13 protein-coding genes are annotated in these 19,067 nt (G+C 48.3%); 5 read left to right on the top strand and 8 right to left on the bottom strand.

The window, feature by feature from the left end:
* Nucleotides 1–115: 115 nt before the first annotated feature.
* Nucleotides 116–5,320: a WIAG-tail domain gene (locus MKX68_RS17100; RefSeq protein WP_340913164.1), complete on the bottom strand. Its 5,205-nt coding sequence runs from the start codon at nt 5,318–5,320 to the stop codon at nt 116–118.
* Nucleotides 5,321–5,835: 515 nt separating this feature from the next.
* Here MKX68_RS17100 and MKX68_RS17095 point away from each other — a divergent pair.
* Both MKX68_RS17095 and asd read left to right on the top strand, forming a co-directional pair.
* Nucleotides 5,836–6,966 carry a YheC/YheD family endospore coat-associated protein gene (locus tag MKX68_RS17095; protein ID WP_338588446.1) on the top strand — a complete coding sequence of 377 codons (1,131 nt, stop codon included), beginning with the start codon at nt 5,836–5,838 and terminating at the stop codon, nt 6,964–6,966.
* An 85-nt stretch (nt 6,967–7,051) separates the two neighbouring features.
* Nucleotides 7,052–7,843, top strand: coding sequence for an archaetidylserine decarboxylase (gene asd / locus MKX68_RS17090; protein ID WP_047841263.1), 792 nt, complete (start codon nt 7,052–7,054; stop codon nt 7,841–7,843).
* A 347-nt stretch (nt 7,844–8,190) separates the two neighbouring features.
* Here asd and MKX68_RS17085 read toward each other — a convergent pair whose 3' ends face one another.
* Both MKX68_RS17085 and pdxR read right to left on the bottom strand, forming a co-directional pair.
* Nucleotides 8,191–8,976 (bottom strand): AraC family transcriptional regulator, encoded by a 786-nt coding sequence (locus MKX68_RS17085; RefSeq protein WP_036605807.1) that lies wholly within the window; start codon nt 8,974–8,976, stop codon nt 8,191–8,193.
* A 369-nt stretch (nt 8,977–9,345) separates the two neighbouring features.
* Nucleotides 9,346–10,803, bottom strand: coding sequence for a MocR-like pyridoxine biosynthesis transcription factor PdxR (pdxR, locus tag MKX68_RS17080; protein ID WP_340913162.1), 1,458 nt, complete (start codon nt 10,801–10,803; stop codon nt 9,346–9,348).
* Between the two features lie 155 nt (nt 10,804–10,958).
* Between pdxR and MKX68_RS17075 the strand changes: the two genes are divergently transcribed.
* The 3 genes from MKX68_RS17075 (at nt 10,959) to MKX68_RS17065 (ending at nt 13,396) form a co-directional block, all read left to right on the top strand.
* Nucleotides 10,959–11,576 (top strand): pyridoxamine 5'-phosphate oxidase family protein, encoded by a 618-nt coding sequence (locus MKX68_RS17075; RefSeq protein ID WP_338588448.1) that lies wholly within the window; start codon nt 10,959–10,961, stop codon nt 11,574–11,576.
* A 178-nt stretch (nt 11,577–11,754) separates the two neighbouring features.
* Nucleotides 11,755–13,053 (top strand): aminotransferase class I/II-fold pyridoxal phosphate-dependent enzyme, encoded by a 1,299-nt coding sequence (locus tag MKX68_RS17070; protein WP_340915413.1) that lies wholly within the window; start codon nt 11,755–11,757, stop codon nt 13,051–13,053.
* A 217-nt stretch (nt 13,054–13,270) separates the two neighbouring features.
* Nucleotides 13,271–13,396 carry a YjcZ family sporulation protein gene (locus MKX68_RS17065; protein ID WP_206759599.1) on the top strand — a complete coding sequence of 42 codons (126 nt, stop codon included), beginning with the start codon at nt 13,271–13,273 and terminating at the stop codon, nt 13,394–13,396.
* Nucleotides 13,397–13,575: 179 nt separating this feature from the next.
* Here the strand turns inward: MKX68_RS17065 and MKX68_RS17060 are convergent, their stop codons facing one another.
* From MKX68_RS17060 to MKX68_RS17040, 5 genes are all read right to left on the bottom strand, one after another.
* Complete coding sequence (locus MKX68_RS17060) at nt 13,576–14,793, bottom strand: ABC transporter permease (RefSeq protein WP_340913157.1); 1,218 nt, start codon at nt 14,791–14,793, stop codon at nt 13,576–13,578.
* A gap of 2 nt (nt 14,794–14,795) precedes the next feature.
* Nucleotides 14,796–15,548 (bottom strand): ABC transporter ATP-binding protein, encoded by a 753-nt coding sequence (locus MKX68_RS17055; RefSeq protein ID WP_340913155.1) that lies wholly within the window; start codon nt 15,546–15,548, stop codon nt 14,796–14,798.
* A gap of 27 nt (nt 15,549–15,575) precedes the next feature.
* Nucleotides 15,576–16,949 (bottom strand): DEAD/DEAH box helicase, encoded by a 1,374-nt coding sequence (locus MKX68_RS17050; RefSeq protein WP_315937820.1) that lies wholly within the window; start codon nt 16,947–16,949, stop codon nt 15,576–15,578.
* Between the two features lie 437 nt (nt 16,950–17,386).
* A complete protein-coding gene (locus MKX68_RS17045; RefSeq protein WP_340913153.1) occupies nt 17,387–18,160 on the bottom strand; it encodes an SDR family NAD(P)-dependent oxidoreductase in 774 nt (257 codons plus the stop codon).
* Between the two features lie 56 nt (nt 18,161–18,216).
* The gene (locus MKX68_RS17040) at nt 18,217–18,675 is read right to left on the bottom strand and encodes a chemotaxis protein CheX (RefSeq protein ID WP_036605799.1); all 459 of its coding nucleotides are present in this window, start codon (nt 18,673–18,675) and stop codon (nt 18,217–18,219) included.
* Between the last annotated feature and the right edge of the window lie 392 nt (nt 18,676–19,067).

Raw genomic sequence — 19,067 nt, 5'->3', positions numbered from 1 at the left:
TCAGACACCCCCTCACCGTCCGAACGGATTAAGCTTATATCAACCAAAAGCGGTGTCCCGGACAACTCTGGACACCGCTTTTGTCATTTGTGTATTACGGATACAACAATCGGCACTATTCTTGCGAAGGTCCCGCAGCAATCCATGACAACAACCCGTACGTATGCTTGCAATCTGCTGTACGTGACACTTCAAGTACCGCTTCGTCCTCACTCTGTGAGAGCAGGGAAATCTGGAATCCCCGATCATTGCTCATGCCCACAATCACATAATGTTCTGAAGCAAATGATTCTTCAAAAACAACGGTTACTTCTGTGCATACTTCACTCTCTGGCAGTACAAAAGCTTCCATCCCGAATTGTTGTACAACCGGTTGTTTGCTTACGCTGCGAACGGGTTGGAAGGCCAGATGTTTGGCCTGAACTGCCCCCGATTGCAACTGGCTGCTGCCCACGGCATCATCACAGAGATGTTCCTGTTTAATCGATTGTTCACTCAACATAAACTCCGTAGTTCCAGCGATCTCTTGTGACTGTTCAAGCTGTGGTTGCTGAGCCTGATCTGCCTCATCTGCCTGCTCCGTCGTGAACAAAGCTGCCGGTAGTTCACCAAGCTGATCTGTTTCGGATATCAGCTCTTGTTGTTGCTCCAGATCAGTACTCGGTAATGCCTCAACGATTACCTGCTGTGATTGCTGTACACCTTCATTTTCTGGTTGAAGCAATCCCTCTTGTCTTTTGATAGCTGCCAGTTGCTCCAGCGTTTCTCCACTGAACTGACGGATCGCATTCCATATCTCTTCGCTCAGATGCGCTGGACCTACAATCCCCGCATTCAAATGATTAGAGGTAATACTCTGCTCACTCAGTTTGCTGCCGTTCACGCTGCCATCGGCCAATTTGGCACTGGTGACAGACCCATTTTGCAGATGAACCCCGCTTACTGCTTCCTCTTCCAGATGGGTTGTGCGAATACTGCGTTCCTGAATATGATCAGCAAGAATGGTTCCATCCTGAATATGACGAGTTTGCACACTTTTGTCTGCTATGTGGATAGCCGATACCGCACCTTCAAGCAATTTATTTCCGTTTACACTGCCGTCAGCCATCTTGGCACTTGTAATGGAACCATTGTGCAGGTGAATCGCACTTACCGATTCCGCTTTGAGGTGGGAGATCCCAATGCTTCGCTCTTGAATATGGTCAGCATGTATGGCTCTCTCTTGAATATGACGGGATTGCACACTTCCATTGGCAATATGGACATCCGACACCGCATCTTCAAGCAGTTTGCTACTGCTCACACTGCCATCCGCCAGTTTGGCACCCGTTACGGCCCCATCTTGCAGATGAATCGCACTTATTACTTCCTCCTCCAGATGGGACGTACCGATGCTATGCTCCAGAATATGATCAGCAAGGATCGCTCCTGCCTGGATGTGGCGTGTTTGCACACTTTCCGATGCGATATGGCTCCCCAATATAGTATCTTCGAGCAATTTGCTGCCGCTAATGCTACTGTCAGCCAATTTGGCACTTGTTACGGACCCATTTTGCAGATGAACCGCACTTACTGCTTCCTCTTCCAGATGGGCTGTGCCGATGCTTCGCTCCTGAATATGACCAGCCTGAATAGCTCCTGCCTGAATATGCCCGGATTGCACACTCTCCGATGCGATATGAATCCCGGATACGGTACCTTCGAGTAACTTGCTGCCGGTTATACTGCCATCCGCCAGTTTGGCACTCGTTACAGATCCATTTTGCAAATGAATGGCACTTACCGATTCCTCTTCCAAATGTGCTGTGCCGATACTCCGTTCTTGAATATGATCAGCAAGGATTGTTCCCTCTTGAATATGACGGGATTGCACACTATCGTCTGCAATGTGGATATCCGATACTGCTCCTTCAAGCAACTTGCTGCCGGTTACACTGCCGTCGGCCAACTTGGTACTTGTTACAGATCCATTTTGCAGATGAATGGCACTTACTGCTTCCTGTTCCAAGTGAAGCATGCCAATACTGTGCTCCTGAATATGGTCAGCAAGGATTACTCCTGCCTGGATATGGCGGGATTGCACACTTTCAGAGGCGATATGGATTCCCGACACCGCATCTTCGATCAACTTGCTGCCGGTTACACTGCCGTCGGCCAGTTTGGCACTGATGACAGACCCATTTTGCAGGTGAATCGCACTTACTGCTTCATCCTCCAGATGGATTGTGCCGATGCTCCGCTCCTGAATATGGTCAGCATGAATGGCGTCTGCCTGAATATGCTCGGATTGCACGCTTTCGGATGCAATATGAATCCCCGATACCGTACCTTCAAGCAATTTGCTACCGTTAATACTGCCATCCGCCAGTTTGGCACTTGTTACAGATCCATTTTTCAAATGAACCGCACTTACAGAGTCCTCATCCAGATGAATGGAGCCAATACTGCATTCTTGAATATGTTCAGCAAGGATCGCTCCTTCTTGGATATGACGGGTTTCCACACTTTCGTTGGCAATGTGGGCAGCCGATACTGCCCCTGCAGCTAATTTGCTGCCATCTACACTACCACTCGCCAGTTTGGAGCGTGTGACAGATTCATCCTGCAAAATAATCGTACTTACCGCTTCTTCTTCCAGATGCATCGTTCCGATGCTGCGTTCATGGATGTGATGAGGAAGAATTTCACCATCTTGAATATGACGGGAATGTACAGCTCCTTGCTGCAGGTGAACAGCACTTGTCGACTCTGCCTGAAGATGCAAACCACTGATCAAACCTGGCTGAAGATGAGCCGCTGTAATCGATAAAGGTGCCAGATGGTCTGTTTCCACAGATCCAGGTGCCAAGTGGTGGGACGTGACCACCTGTTCAGCAATATGCTCCTCATGAATGATGTCCGGCTTCAGATGTTGTGAGTTCACTACTTGAGTTCCCAAATGTTCCGATTTCACGCTGCCTTCAGCCAGATGGACCGATTGTACAACGGATGGCTGCAAGTGCTCGCTACCTACAGCAGCCTGTTGTAGCTCTGTCCCGGATACCGAGTCTGCTGTCAAATGGTCTGCACTTACGGAACCATGCCGAAGTTTGTTGCCCGTAATACTGCCATCAGCGAATAATTCCGGCGAGCGTATTTCTTCCGACAAATGTTCCAGTGAAACGGCATGCTGCTTCAGGTGATACCCGCGAATGGTTCCTGCTGGAATATGTTTGGCGTTAATGCTCTCTGCCATAATCTTGGAAGAAGTCACGCTGCCGTCTGCCAGTTTAGCTGACGTGACAGCAAAATCCGCCAGTTTATCTGTGGCAACACTCTCTGGTGAAAGCTTGGGGGAGGTAACCGCATGATCTGTTAGATGAGGCGGAAAAATGGACCCGCCAGCCAACTGGGCTGAAGTTACACTATCAATAGCCAATTTGTCAGTTGTGACCGCGGCCCGTGCAATCGCATCCGTTTCAACACTGCCCGGCTGAAGATGAGGTACACCTACGGCATGTTCTGTCAGGTGTTCCGATTTCACTGCATAAGGTCTCAGGGCCTCGGAACCCACGCTGCCTGGAGCCAGATGTGTACCTGTGACTCCACCACTCGCAAGATGCGAGGATATAACACTTCCCGGGGCAAGCGCTCTGCTACTCACCGATGCCGTTCCAAGCTTTTCTGTTGTCACACTTCCATCCGCGAGTTTAACGTCTGTGACGGCAGCATCCTGTAATTCATAACTACCCACGGCCGCCTCTGCAAGATGCCGCTCACACACCACGTCGTCTGCAAGAGCGTCTCCGGACACACTTCCGGCAGATAGATGAGTTGCCTCGATGCTTCCACTTGCAATGTGAATGGAGTGAATTGCAGAATTGTCCACATGTACCGGTGTGATTCCTCGATTCGCAATGTGTTCCGCACGAATGGACCCTTTGGCAAGATGTTTACCTTGTACGGCTTCATCCGCAATTTTGGAAGAAATGACGCTCTGATCAGAGATCTTGGATGACGTAATGGACTGCTCCAGCAATTTTGCTGTTCCCACAGACTGGTCTGCCAGTTTGCTGCTGGTTACTGCACCTTCCGTCAAATGCTCACTGCCCACTTCTCCATTGCCTATCTGCTCCTTGCCAACGGAATGAGCGCGAATCTGACTTGATCCGATTGAACCATCCAAGAGATGTCTTCCACTTAGTGAACCCTCAGCTAAATGTCTTGTTTGTATGGATCCATCTTCTATCTGGTCACTTCCAATACTGCCATTTAAAAGTTGTGAACGACCGACAGACCCTTCTGCCAGATGTGTCTGTTTAACAGCACCTGCCTGAATATGGTGAGACTCGATGGATAGTTCTTCGATTTTGCTGCCTGTGACAGCAGCTTCCCGAATTTTGGATGTAGTCACTGCATCGTCAGCCAGTTTGGAGGTATTCACAGCTCCCCCCGTGAGATGTCTTGTATCCACCCCGCTAATCGCAATTTTGTCTCCAGTTACGGCATGATTCTTGATTAATTCTTCCGTTACCAGCATGCGGCTGAGGTGTCTTGTGCCGATGGAACCGTCGGCAATTTTGGTCGAATCGATGACCTGGTTGCCAAGCTTCTGAGAAGTAATACTGCCATCTCTGATTTTCTCACCGGCAATCGAAGCATTTCGTATTTTATGACCAGACACAGAGCCGTCTATCAGGTGTTCCTCAGATACAGACGCTTCCGCAAGTTTCGCCGAAACAATGGCCCCGTCTGCAATGTGAATGCTGGTCACCGCATAATCCTGCAATGCTTCACTGCCGACCGCATCCGGTTTCAGCTTGGAGGCATCCACAGAGAAAGGAGCCAACTTGCTCTCCGTAACAGCAAATTCACTCAAGTCGTCCGTGTAGATGTAGTGTCCGGTATGACCCGGCATCTGATTTTGGTTCAGGATCTGCAGCCGATCCTTGCTTGCTAACTCCTGCTTGTTGATGTCCTGCTCTTCTTCCAGAGCAAGCGTAGCCAAGCTGCTAACCTGAATCTGCTTTTCCGAACTATCTTGTGTCTCAACTTCCTTGCTATCAGACTCTACGGGTTCCGGCTTGATTTTGGCTTCGATCTCTAGCTCTTCCAGCTCGTTCGTTGAAGCAGGTAGCTCTGTTGATTCAAATAGAAATTCTTCCGACTCCTGAACAGCCCTCGAATCCCTTTTATTCGTATTCAAACGTTCTTCCCTATTCACAGTAAAACCTGAGTTCATCTTGTCTGCCCGGCGATCAGTCAGTTCCAATTCCTTGAATTTCGGGCTCACATGCCGCAGTTTCGGCGTCGGAACCTTCTTTTTGCCATTTTTACTCATGCAGCTTGCTCCTTCCTCTAACGTTCGTCTCCGGCATCATATGCTTCCATATGGGCATCTGCCACTTCATTTATGACTTTTGCGGATTCCAGAGCACGAATGTACAGGCGTGAAGACAGGAAGGTTCGATGATCTTTGTGGAAATAGGCGTGTCAGGGCTTCAGATGAAAGGCGGCTGTCCACGCCCCCGTCCCAGTCATGTCATAGGATATTATATCTAGGTCGTGTCTGAAAACTCGCTGAAGTGCATCTTTCAGCGTCTTTTCGCCCTCTGCTACGTCACTTTCCCTTGACGTGCCCCGGCACGCATGCGGAAAACTTCCTTGCTTGGAACGGAAATTCGGCAAAACCTGCTTCCTTCGGAGTTTTAGACACGCCCTGAGCAAGCACTAGTGCTTGGCGATGCATCTTACACACCGGTCTGCGTTATCGCGATGTCTGAGCCATGCGGTGACAGGCCGGCATTCCATGAATGGACGATCCATGGTCGCGATAACATCGAAGGAGGAACGGTCATGCTCCAAGAAACGATCGGCATTATGTTCGATTCACGCATGTACCGGGGGATACCGGCCGGAAGGACCGGTCAGGAATCACTCGCGAATTATGAACAGGCAGCGGCCAGTTATGGATTAACCCCCTGCTTTTTGAGGCTGGAAGATATTGATTCGGATCAAAAGACTTGTCTTGCCTATGTAAAAAAAGAAGGCAGATATGTTCGCGAGCGCATGCCACTGCCCTCCGTCATTCATAACCGATCACTCCAACTTCGCCGGACGGAACAGCATCAGATTACCAAGCTGATGTTGCAGGGTATCCAGGTATTTAATGTTCGCAACCGGTACCGTAAAGATCACATTCATGACATGCTTCATCAGGACCTCGCCTTGCGAGAACACCTGCCCCACGCAGTTAAAGCTACGCCAGAGTCTCTGGCCTATATGATGGAACAATATGATGACCTCGTCATCAAACCATGCAGCGGTAGCATCGGTCATGGGATTATGCGAGTCTTTGAGCGAGATGGACAGTGGAAACTAACCTGTGAGACGAAGGCTGCACGCAAAGGGTGGGCTACCTTCCGATTGAGCAAAGGACAGCTTCCTTCCGCCACCCTAAGGCGGATCTTTCGCCATGCCTACCTCATTGAAGAGCGTATCCCACTGGTACGTTATGAGGGCAGGCCAGTAGATTTGCGGGTATCTGTACAACGTGGCAGCGATGGTCTTTGGGGAATAACAGGCATGTTTGCCAAAGCCGCTCCTGCCCATACGTTTGTCACCAACATCGCCCAGGGCGGTAAAGTCATGAAGCTCGCAGAGGCCCTTGGATTAGAAGAATCTGGCTTTGACCTGGCTCGACTGGAATACAGAATCGGACTCGTTGCACTTCAAATTGCCCAGAACCTGGCGACCAGTCTGCCACATCTGGCTGATCTGGGCCTTGATCTCGGGATAACGCGCAGCGGCCAAATCTATTTTATTGAATGCAATGGACGGGATCAGCGTTACGGTTTTCGCAAGGCGGGAATGTCGGAACACTGGAAGGCAACGTACAGCAAACCGATGGCTTATGGGCGTCTGCTGCTGGAACAGAATTCGAGGATTCCGAGACAACCGCAGACATACGATAGGAGACTATATTGATTTCGTGTGCATTCTGTGTCAATATTATGCAGAACGGCCGGTCTTGCCGGCCTTGAAGTTCGCATTAACCCTAAGGGGGATATTCATGGCAAAAACGCTGTTGCGATTAATGACCGAGCTTTCTTCGCGCAAATGGATCTCCCGGACTGTGGGAGCCTTCTCCAAAAGCCGGGGAAGTAAGGCATTTATCCCTTATTTTGTCCGGACCTACGACATCCCTGTTCAGGAGGCCGAGAAAGACTGGAAGGAATACCGTTCACTGAACGATTTCTTTACCCGCAAATTAAAGCCGGGCATGCGCCCGTTGGAACTTTCAGAGCATGCACTGATCAGCCCGGTAGATGCCAAGATTACGGCAGCCGGTCCAATATCTGCAGGAACACTCCTGAATGTTAAGGGACAAAATTATACACTTGCTGAATTATTAAACCATTCTCCCCATCTGGAGAAGTACAAGCACGGGTACGGGTTCGTCCTCTATCTCAGCCCTCGCGACTATCACCGCATTCATGCACCTGTCAGCGGCCGCAAAATAGAGAGCGAACACATCAAAGGCAAAGTTTATCCCGTGAATGACTTTGGCCTGACCCATATGAGATCCGTGCTTAGTCGAAACGAACGGCTCATTACGTATATCGCACACGATTACGGTGAAGTGGCGGTTGTCAAAGTAGGCGCGATGAACGTGAGTAGCATACAATATGCTGATACGGACACAAGTACCTGGGCACAAGGCGATGATCTGGCCTATTTTGAATTCGGTTCCACCGTTGTTCTGCTGACGCAAAGTGGCACATTCGAACCAAACCCGGGCTTACAGCCAGGCGATTCGGTCAAAATGGGTGCATTGCTTGGTCGTTTGAAACCGAAAAACTAATGAGTCCATACGCAAATAAAGAGGATGGCGCAGCACCTGTAACCAGGTATTGCGCCATCCTCTTTATGCTTTCATATCCATCCATGTATACATGCAATACGAAGCTTCGCTCCGTCGTTATTGGTCTGCTGAGTTCTCCTCAAAACCACACATCTTGCAAGTCCTCTGCCGGTTTGAAGCGACGCAGACGGTTCCGGAAAATATTGCATCCCTTCGTAGAGCATCCCCGGTTGCGGACCCGACGTTTTCCGTTCATCACAAGTTCCCCCTTTTGGTCATCTGGAATGCTAGATAATTACCCTTGCATTCCAGACTTGAAACGGTGCCATGTTCTTCCCATCAGAATTTTAACGAATCTCGGACGGGCTTTTGCCGGTATACTGCTTGAATTGACGACTGAAGAAGAAAATATCCCGGTAGCCCAGAGCATCCGCCACTTCGGTCACATTCATGCCGGTATGCACCAGCAGATGTTCCGCCCGTTCAATACGCATGCGGATAATATAAGATTGCACTGATGATCCCACCAGTTCCTTGAACTTGATCGAGAAGTATCGGGGCGATAAGCCGGCCCGGGCAGCCAGATCTTCCACCCGATGCGTAATCCCCGGATGCTGACGCACATAATTGGCGACCTCCTGGATGACATCGGACAACTGGTTGCTTACCTTTTTCTCTACAGGTTCTTCCGTATCGGCGCGCAGCAAATGAATCATCAATTGCTTCAGAATCAATCGACTCTCTTCATCACGTCCGTACACATCCGATAAGAATAGTCTTACATAACGTGCCAGCAAGTGCTCAAACTCCACCGTTTCCTGTACCTCGCGATAGGACTGGGGAACGTCAGCAACAGGCACGTCCACATCAAAATGAATATACGTAAGTACCAACGGTTTTTGCTTATTATGCGTTGCAGTAGGATGATCTCCTGGCCTGAACAAGAAACAACTACCCTTGCCAACTTCATACGACTGGTCATTCAGTACAAGCGTTCCTTCACCACTCCATACATAAAATAAATCATAGTTTTGCATCGGTTTTTCCCGTTTCTGCCACTTCCAGCCCGGTTCACAGACAATTTTGGCGACAGCGGGCAAAATAACAAATGATGACGGCGATGCCTGCAGCATGTCGCCACTCCCCCTTGATAGTTAATCTCTCTGCATATGGCATCATTCTGATCTGAATCTCACTTCTTCAATCCAGGCCATATGTATTTCAGTATCTATAGAAATTGAACTAAAGAACATTTACACTTGCCACTCCGATGACAGAACAACCTTCCGATCGCTGTTATCCCCAGATTTTTTGATTCACTTTTTCAAAGGTGAAAATCTGACGATAAAGGCGAACGCTCCGCTTCTTCAGGTTATTTCTGCCCTCTACGTTTTCGTGTAAATAATTTGTTCAACTTGTATAGCATCATTCAATCCAACTTGCTCATATATGATCTCTGCTCTTACAGGAGCGAAATGTCTTATCCCATTATACAGCGGAATTCACCGAAACGAAAATGTGCACTTCTCCCAGGCTAGCCGCATTCGCCGGATTCCCTCTGTTATCTCTTCTTTCTCCAGATGTGCAAAAGCAAAGCAGGCCGCCGGATGACCTGAAGTCAACCGATATCGCTCTGCATCACGGAACAATATGCCATCCTCCTCAGCAAGCTTTTTAAATCGCTGATAACTGTCCACATCGCCATTCCAGGTGGCGTAAATATGCAGTCCAGCATCACCAAGCTGCATCTTGAATGCTTCCGGCAACTGTAGTTCCATCTCTCGGACAAAAAAATCATGCCGTTCCCCGTATAACCGGGTTAACCGTCGTAAGTGCCTCAGGTAACCTCCTCTGGTCATAAATTTCGCCAGTGCGCGCTGCTCTAACAGCGCCGGAGGTACCGGTTCATACAGCGCCTTGGCGGCAAGAAGAGGTTCTACCAGACCAGGCGGCAGTACGGCATAGCCAAGTCGGAACGAAGCAACCATCGTTTGTGAGAATGAACCGACATAGATGACACGCTGTTCACGATCAAGCACTTTGAGGGGTTCAATCGGTCTTCCGCCCCATCGGAATTCACTGTCATAATCATCTTCTATAATGACTGCATTCCGCTTTGAGGCCCACGTAAGCAAGGTACGTCTTCTGTCCAACCCCAGTACGGCACCAGTTGGAAACTGCCGGGTAGGGGTGACAAATAACGTCTGTGCCTCCCAAGGCTGAGGAATAATGCCTGCGGTATCCACCTCTGCCGGGATGATGTGCCCACCGCAGGATTTGACGGCATGGGCAATGCCCGGATAACCCGGATTCTCCAATACAACTGCTGTATTCTCCGTAATCAGCAGTTGAGATAACAGGGTGATGCCTTGCATTGAACCACTGAACAATACTATCTGAGATGCTTCAGCCTGGATACCACGTGTCCATCTGAGATGAGAGGCGATGGCCTCACGCAGTTCCGGATCACCGGCTGCACCACTCGATTCTCGCCAACCACTGCGATGAACAGCAGCGAGTGCACTCTTCCACTCCCCTAGCGGGAAATGTTCTGCAGGCATGCGCTGCATTTGAAAATTAATGACGGACGGCTTCGGTGAAAACATCTGAGTCCGCAGGACTTCATGTTGCGTATTCAACATCTGTACTCGTTCGCCCCAGGGAGACAGCTTGAGAACGGCTTCCTGTTTTTCATTTTCCTGAGTGGATAATGTTTCGGTTACAAATGTACCTCTTCCCCGATGAGCATGGACATAACCATCCGCAAGCAGCATGTCGTATACCTGAGCCACCGAACCACGTGACATCTCATATTGCCTTGCCAACTCACGGGTGGAAGGAAGCCGCGTGCCTCCCACCAATGTGCCTGCATGAATGGCATCGCGTAACGCATGGTACAGTGCCTCATACTTGTATCGATGCTGAAGTTCATAGGTTTCCATCGGCAGCCACAATTCCATCATGCACCTCTCTTCATTTGTCTTCATCTGTGATCCCCGACGAATTGGCCTACTAAAGTGAATGTAAATTGGATCTATTTCATTGTCAATGTATGAACTATTGTTATCCATAAGATATGGCGTTCTATTATACATTCAATGATGGGGGAATACACATGAGACGGAAAGAATTCACAGTAGATGAAGAACAGGAGATTACCGCATTTCTGGATCAGTGCTCCTTCGGGTTTCTGGGAACGGTCAGCCCGGACGGACAACCACGGGTTACACCACTGAATTTCGTATATATGGACGGTTGCTTTTATTTTCATGGCAGTCTGGCTGGAGAGAAGATGAAACAGATCAAACAGGATTCATCGGTCAGTTTCACGGTAGCTGAAGAGTTCTCCCTGATTCCATCTTATTTCAGTGATCCTGAGCTTGCTTGTCCGGCGACTTCTTTCTTCAAAAGTGTCATGGCCTTTGGTGAGGCTGAACCGGTTAAAGATCTGGACATCAAAGGTAAGGTACTGCAACGATTCATGGAGAAACTCCAGCCGCAAGGCGGATATGTACCCATTGACGCTACTGACTCGCGTTACACAGGCAACCTCAAAGCTGTAGCCGTAGTCCGAATTAATCCAGAACGGATCAGTGCCAAGTTTAAATTTGGACAAAACCTCTCGAGTGAACGATTCGATCATATCAATGGTCAGTTGGAACAGCGCAATGAAGGAAGAGATGCCGAAACTGCTGAAATGATGCGGAAATACTGTCCATTTCATCAGCAATAAGTTTCATTTCTTGAGGATTACTTCAAGGTTGAATTCAACGATAACCCACCTGAAAACCCTCTGCAACAACGCGGTAAAGTGATATAACTGTCATATTGCGTAATTTCCGTGACGGGGGCATGTCAAGGTGATATAATGTTAGGCAGTTGAATCACAAAGACTTGGAAGGATGAAAAGAATGAATCCACTGGCTGAACAGTTGAACGAAAGTATTCAGACAGGCAGCAGTCACGTCTACTCCATGCTGTCACAGCTTGGCAAAGAAATTTATTTTCCTAAAGAGGGGATTTTGAGTCAATCTGCTGAAGCAGCAAGCTTGGCCAAGACCCATAATGCCACGATTGGTATCGCCCTGGAGGGTGGTGTGCCGATGCATCTTCAGGTTATTCAGGAGAAGCTGTCTGCATTCCAGCCAAAGGATCTGTATCCTTACGCTCCACCTGCAGGCAAACCTGAATTGCGGACCGTCTGGAGAGACAAGATGCTGAAGGAAACGCCTTCCCTGGAAGGCAAAACGTTTGGCAATCCAATTGTAACCAATGCATTAACCCATGGACTAAGTATCGTAGCCGACCTGTTCGCCGATGAAGGGGACGCTGTCATATATCCGGATAAAAACTGGGAAAATTACGAGCTGACCTTCGGAATTCGTCGTCATGGCCAGTTGGTTCATTATCCCCTGTTCGATGATCAGTTGAACTTCAACAGTGAGGGTCTGCTTCAGGCTTTGCTTGATCAAAAGGACAAAGGTAAAGCGATCGTTCTGCTCAACTTCCCGAATAACCCAACAGGTTATACGCCTGGAGCGGAAGAAGCAGATGCAATTGTGAACACGATTCTTAAGGCAGCTGAAGCCGGCGTTAACGTGGTTGCTGTAACAGATGATGCTTACTTCGGACTGTTCTTCGAAGATTCCATTCATGAATCCCTGTTTGGCAAACTTGCCAACATTCATCCACGTGTGTTGACTGTAAAAGTGGATGGTGCAACCAAGGAGGAGTTCGTATGGGGCTTCCGCGTTGGATTCATTACGTATGCCCATGAAGATGCAGCCGTTCTGCATGCATTGGAACAGAAAACACTCGGTATTATCCGGGCAACGATCTCCAGTGGCCCGCATCCTTCCCAGACTTTTGTACTGGATGCGCTCAAAGCACCGGAGTTTGAAGCACAGAAACAGGAGAAGTTCGAGATTATGAAAGGCCGCGCCAATAAGGTAAAAGCCATTCTCGATAGCGGCAAGTATGGAGATGCATGGGACTATTATCCTTTCAACTCCGGTTACTTCATGTGCCTGAAGCTGAAAGAAGTTGGCGCTGAAGAACTTCGAAGCCATTTGCTGCACAAATATGGTGTGGGTACAATCGCGCTGGGTGAATCGGATCTTCGAATCGCCTTCTCCTGTATTGAAGAATCCGGGTTGGAAGATCTGTATGAAACCATTTATCGTGGAGTTCAGGATCTGCGGACGACTTAGTTAACATAGACCTGAACCCTGAATGATATAAGAACCCTTTGTATAACGGCGACGCTTCATGTCTCTGGATATACAAAGGGTTCTTTTGTGTTTTATCAGCCCAAAAGCGTCAATTTCTGGCTTTACCGGGCATCGGCCCAATCAGCCTACCCCCAAGGCACATAATATACGATGTACGCAAGGGCGTGCCAAACAACCACTTGAAAGGGGAATGACCATGTCTGGAGTTGAAGATACAAGAGGCGGTTATGGATGCGGCGGTTACGGAGGATTTACTAACACAGGTGCCATTCTCGTTCTGTTCATCTTGCTCGTGATTATCACTAAATCGTTCCTCTGTTAGTACCAATACACACTTGCGCGAGAACCCAGTGATCTGATTGCATGATTCCATTACAGCAGTAAGAAGGGTATTCCGGGATACAGCCCGGAATACCCTTCTTTGTTAATTTAAGTAGAAGTCACCCTCCACCTCGACCCACCATCTTGGCTGGCGAGAGGTACGAAGGTACGGTCTCTTGTTTACTCGTCTTCTTCTTCCTTCAACCACTTGTTGCCTTGCGAACGCCGCATGATCACAATCACCAGTATACCCAAAATAAGTGCTACTCCGGTGACAGTCAGTCCATTTGCTCCGGCAACCAGCATAGGCAACCACATGAGTAACGCAGCCAGTGCGTGTAGATGGAATATGAATCCCAACACCTGAGAACGACGACTCTCACCCGAGATTGGATAGATCATAATCCAAAACGATTCACTATGACTGCGACGCAGCGCACCAAGCTGTACACCTGCAAGCAACAGGAAGAACAAATACACACCGACACCAAAGTAGCTGCCTGCTGTCCACCAGGATAGTAACATGCCCAGTACAATTAGGCGTAACACGATTGAGAACACTTCGGTTCGAATAAACGTTTTGGTTATCAAGTAACGGTAAGCTTTCCCCGCATTCCAGGGAAGAGCGTTCCCCAATTTGCTAAGCCAGCGACGCGAACTTACTTTCTGTCCGGATGAATGTACATCCACAAACCAGCCAAGCGTCCGCATAACCCTTCCAGCCTGACCCTGCTCCACCTGAATCAGTCTTTCCCACGCTACCCGATGTTTCACTGGTATACGCAAGGCGACGATGTAGACAACAGCCAGCAACAACAGGAACCATACGCTCCGCTGCGGTGGTTGCCATAGCCAGGCGCCAACCGCCAGCACTGCCAGAGCCCATCGCAAGAGGCGATATCCTCTTGCTGCCCCAACCTGAACCATTCTTAGCTCTTGCCATGCTCCATAACTGGACAACCCTTTCCACAGCAACAGGAATACGATGAACCAGCCAAATGGCCTTGCATCCAGATCTGCTCTGACATAGAGGGGCCACAGTGTAACAAACACAAGCAGCAAGCCCAGAGTTTTATAGATGATGCCCCGGGCAAAGCTGTTCTTCAAATATTCCTGCATCCGGTATTCCTGTGGTCGCAGGAACACGATATCTGCCGGAAGCAGATATGTACGAAAACTGCTAAACAGCACCAGTGGTGCCAGCAGCAGCAATGCAATCCAGCGAATGGGGAATTCTGCGGGAATGTTCTGAACAAACGATGTATACCAGGCGGAGAACGCAATGACGAGAAATAAAAAGACCATAGCTACACCGCTCTGGATCACATAACCCAGATAAGGAAGAATTCCGTTCCAGAATCCTGTGCGTCTTTGCTTCCATAGCAGCTTGAGATCCATGCTCAATCCCTGCCTTGTACGAGGGAATAGAACATGTGCTCCAGCGTGGCATCCGATTCCCCGAATTGGGAGCGCAGTTCATTCAGCGTCCCTTGAGCAATAACCTGCCCACGGTGCAGAACGATAAAACGGTCACAGTAATTTTCAATCGTGGACAGAATGTGTGAACTGAGCAGAATGGATGATCCCGAAGCTTTCATCTCAAGCATAAAATCAAGCAAGGAGCGGATACCCAGCGGGTCCAGCCCCAGGAAAGGCTCATCAATGATGTACAGTGGTGGTCCGGCCACAAAAGCACACATGATCATGACCTTTTGCCGCATCCCCTTGGACAGGTGAGTCGACAGACTTGTACTTTTTTCATTCATACGGAACAGTTCAAGCAGTTTCTCCGTACGTTGTTTGAAATCAGCCTCCGACACATTGTACGCTCTTGCCGTAAACTCCAGATGCTCCATCACCGTCATCTCATCATACAGTTCGGGTGATTCCGGTACAAATGCCATGGCCGATTGGTAGATCTGCGCATCCTCGTCCCGCTTCTTGCCCATCACTCGCACTTCGCCCTGTTGAGGTGTCATCAAGCCGAGGATATGTTTCATGGTTGTACTTTTTCCAGCACCGTTTAAGCCGATTAGTCCGACCATCTCTCCACGTCCAACTTCCAGATCGATGCCGTGAAGGACTGGCCTTTTGGCACTATAACCTCCGCTTAACCCGCTGATTTGCAGAACAGGTGATTGAACGTTCCCCATCTATCTCTGCACCCCTTTCGTCAGATTCTATTCTTCGGAGCGTGGCGTTTTGTCTTTACTCCACTTGGGTGCTCCTTTGTTTTTACGATCCTGGTCGCGCTCCGTACGACCTGTATTCCCCGTTGGTTTGCTACCTGCTGGACGCGAATTGGAGATTGTAGCTCTAGTTCCCCCATTACGATTGCCCTGACCTGGTTTGCGATCTCTGGATTGCCCTGGTTTTCTGGAGAACGAATGTCCCTCAGGCCGCGTGTCCGGACGCGGATCAGCCTCCAGTACTTTACCGCCAAAGAGTACACGTTCTGACAGTTCTATTCCGAGTTCGCGTGCGAATTTACGCATAATAAAGATCTGTGTTTCATCCACAATGGACAAAACGATACCCGAACGTCCCATCCGGCCTGTACGACCTGCACGGTGAACATAGTGCTCCGAGTCAAAGGCAGGGTCATAGTTAATGACCATTGGCAAGCCTTCAATATCCAGTCCTCTGGCAGCGACTTCGCTGGCAATCAGCAACTGAAGTTTGCCATTACGGAAGGCAGACAATACGTTACTGCGGGTCACTTTGTCAGCATCCCCATACAGCGCAGCAGCAGACAAGCCCAGATGATTCATTTTTGCTTCAACTTCACCAATATCTTCGGTTGCATTCACAAATACGATCGCCCGATCCGGATTGTACTGTCTGACCAGACGACGCAACATGTCAATTTTGTTCCGGTTTTCTTCTACAAAATAATAATGCTCCAGGCCCGCAGCCGTAGCTCGATCCGGTTCAATTCCGATCTGAACAGGCTCTTTCATCTCACGCTTCGCGAGTCCGGCCGTATTCTCATCAATTGTTGCTGACAGGAAGATCAACTGACGATCCCGCAATGCGCTCTTGAGTACAAAGTTCACGTCACTTACGCCGCCAAGTTGGAACACTTGGTCCGCTTCATCGATAACAATCGTAGAGACGTTGTGCATTTTCAGTTTTTTGAGTGTAATCAATTCCTTCAGTCGTCCCGGTGTACCCACAACCAATTGGGGATGCTCACGCAGCTTCTCGATCTGACGTTTAGCCGCTGCGCCACCAATCAGACCTAATACGCCGATCTTGCGTTCTTCCCCGTAGCGCTGTGCCTCACGTACAATCTGCATCGCCAGCTCTTGTGTAGGTGCAATAATGAGTTTCTGCGTACCTTTGATATCCATTTTGATGGATTGTAACAGTGGCAGCAGATATGCCAGCGTTTTTCCTGTTCCCGTCTGGGATTTGGATACGACATCCCGGCCTTCCAAAATAACCGGGATCGTCTGAGCCTGTACAGGTGAAGGTTCGTTAATGCCATGTTTCGCCAAAACGGCCTCCAGATCCTGTTCCACGCCAATTGAAGCAAATGTTTGATTCGTCATGTATGTCCATCCTTTTAATTTTATTCATTTTGATGTTATATAAGTTCAACTAATGATTATTTACACTGACACTTCGAGGACAGAACAACCTTATGATCACTGTTATCCCCAGATTTTTTTGATCGAATTTTTCAAAAGGAAAAATCCGGGGATAAAGGCGAAGCATATGCTTCCGATGCAGCTTTCTTTCAGAAAGCTTTTAGCTTCGCTTCTTCAGGTTATTATTTCTGGCCCCTCCGTTATTGTGTAAAAGTTTAGTTGAACATATAAGTTGCTTGTATAAAACCGAAGCCTGTCATCACATTACCTTTCATTATATGCGAAAAAAGCCTGTGTACCAAATCTTATTCCAGAATTGTATGTATACACGCCAAAAAAAAGAAAAGCCCCTCGGCGGAGCCTTTCTTTCATTCCGTATATGATGCCTCGTATCACATTTACTTCTGATTCATTACACCGTGCGACAATCGATCTGCAAGACGAGGAAATAGCTGGTACAACCATATGCCAGCAGAAGCAAGTCTTGGCAGATTCACTTCTTCCTTGCGCTTTTTCATCGCCCGAATCATATGACCCGCAACGTCTTCCGGTTTCAACATCATCCAGCGTACATTATTCACATAATTGCCAGAAGGGTCAGCCCGATGGAAAAATGGTGTATCAATCGGACCTGGATTAATCGTTGTCACCATGACGCCAGTCTTCCGAAGCTCTTGACGCAGCGCATTACTAAATCCGAGTACAGCATGTTTCGTAGCAGTATAGGAAGCGGATTTGGCTGTACCGATTTTGCCAGCCATGGAGGCCACGTTCACAATCTGACCTTTGCCCCGTTCCAGCATCTGTGGAAGCACTGCTTTGGTACAGCGGACAATGCCCATGTAATTAACGTCCATCATCTCATCGAATTCCTGTACAGACATCTCTGTCATCGCTGCGAATTTCCCGTAACCTGCGTTGTTCAGCAAAATGTCAATTCGTCCGTATTTATGCAATATCACATCCACAGCTGCCTGAACCTGCTCACTATCCGTAACATCAAGCGTGAGTAATTCATGCGGCCCTTTCAGCGAGGCACCAATCTCTTCCAGCTTGTCCCGCGAACGGGCAGCCAGAATTGGGATGGCTCCTTCTTCTATCAGCATCTGCGCACACAGCGCACCGATACCACTCGATGCACCTGTGATAAACACTACCTGATCTTTCAGCATCCGTGATGTCCTCCCGTATTGAACACATATTGCCTTTTGAGGCGTATGGTTCTATTCTACGAGATCATGACCTGAATATCCATCTCACCAATGCCGTCCATCAGCAAAGGAATACTCAGTGCTTTCGTTGCACTAAATGTAGTCAGATGTTCGGACTTCATCACTTGTGGAGGTGTAATATCGACCACAACACCCTGGTTCGACAGAATAGTGCTGGCATTACCACTGATCATATTACCCAGTTCCGAAATCGCACTTTTGCTCATTTCATCCATTTCTGTAATGACAAAACCGCCCATCATCGCAGATACAATTTTCAATGCAACTTGTTCATTGATTCCAAATACAATGTTTCCGCTAAGTTGTCCGGTCATTCCGATCACGATCCAGACATGGTCTGCAATGTACTCTACATTTTTCACGCCAAGACTCCCGGTGGAAGGCGAAACCTGGATGAGCTGTTCGAATACGTTCCGTGCCGATTCCAGGAAAGGATTAATCACTTCCGCTTTCACTGTCTATGTCCCCCTCACACTGGGTTATTGGTCACACACCAAAAGTCCCATATTCATTAAATTTATTATACTTTATCACGTACAAGAATTCATTAAGAATTCGTTAAATCATGTGTACTATAATTTATCGTCATCCGTGGGGCAAATGTTTATAGCTGATTCTAGCGAATAAACAGCGCTTTTCACTTCTTTTGAAGAAAGCTTTTCGTTCATGGTGCGTGGCAAAAGGCATTTAGGACTTTATTACTGCTTTCTCACAACTGTAAAAAAAATCAAATTCTTGTATTCGCGTTTTTTTCACAGTCTCTTGAACTACTTTTGATCCTGATAATTACCTTCATTGCTCTGCTGTCCTGAATCACCTATAATTTAAGATAACGGAACAATAACCA

Origin of the sequence: Paenibacillus sp. FSL M8-0212, assembly GCF_038004645.1 — a bacterium.
GTDB lineage: Bacteria > Bacillota > Bacilli > Paenibacillales > Paenibacillaceae > Paenibacillus.
The sequence above is the reverse complement of the archived record's forward strand: the minus strand, read 5'-3'. Positions and strand labels throughout refer to the sequence as shown.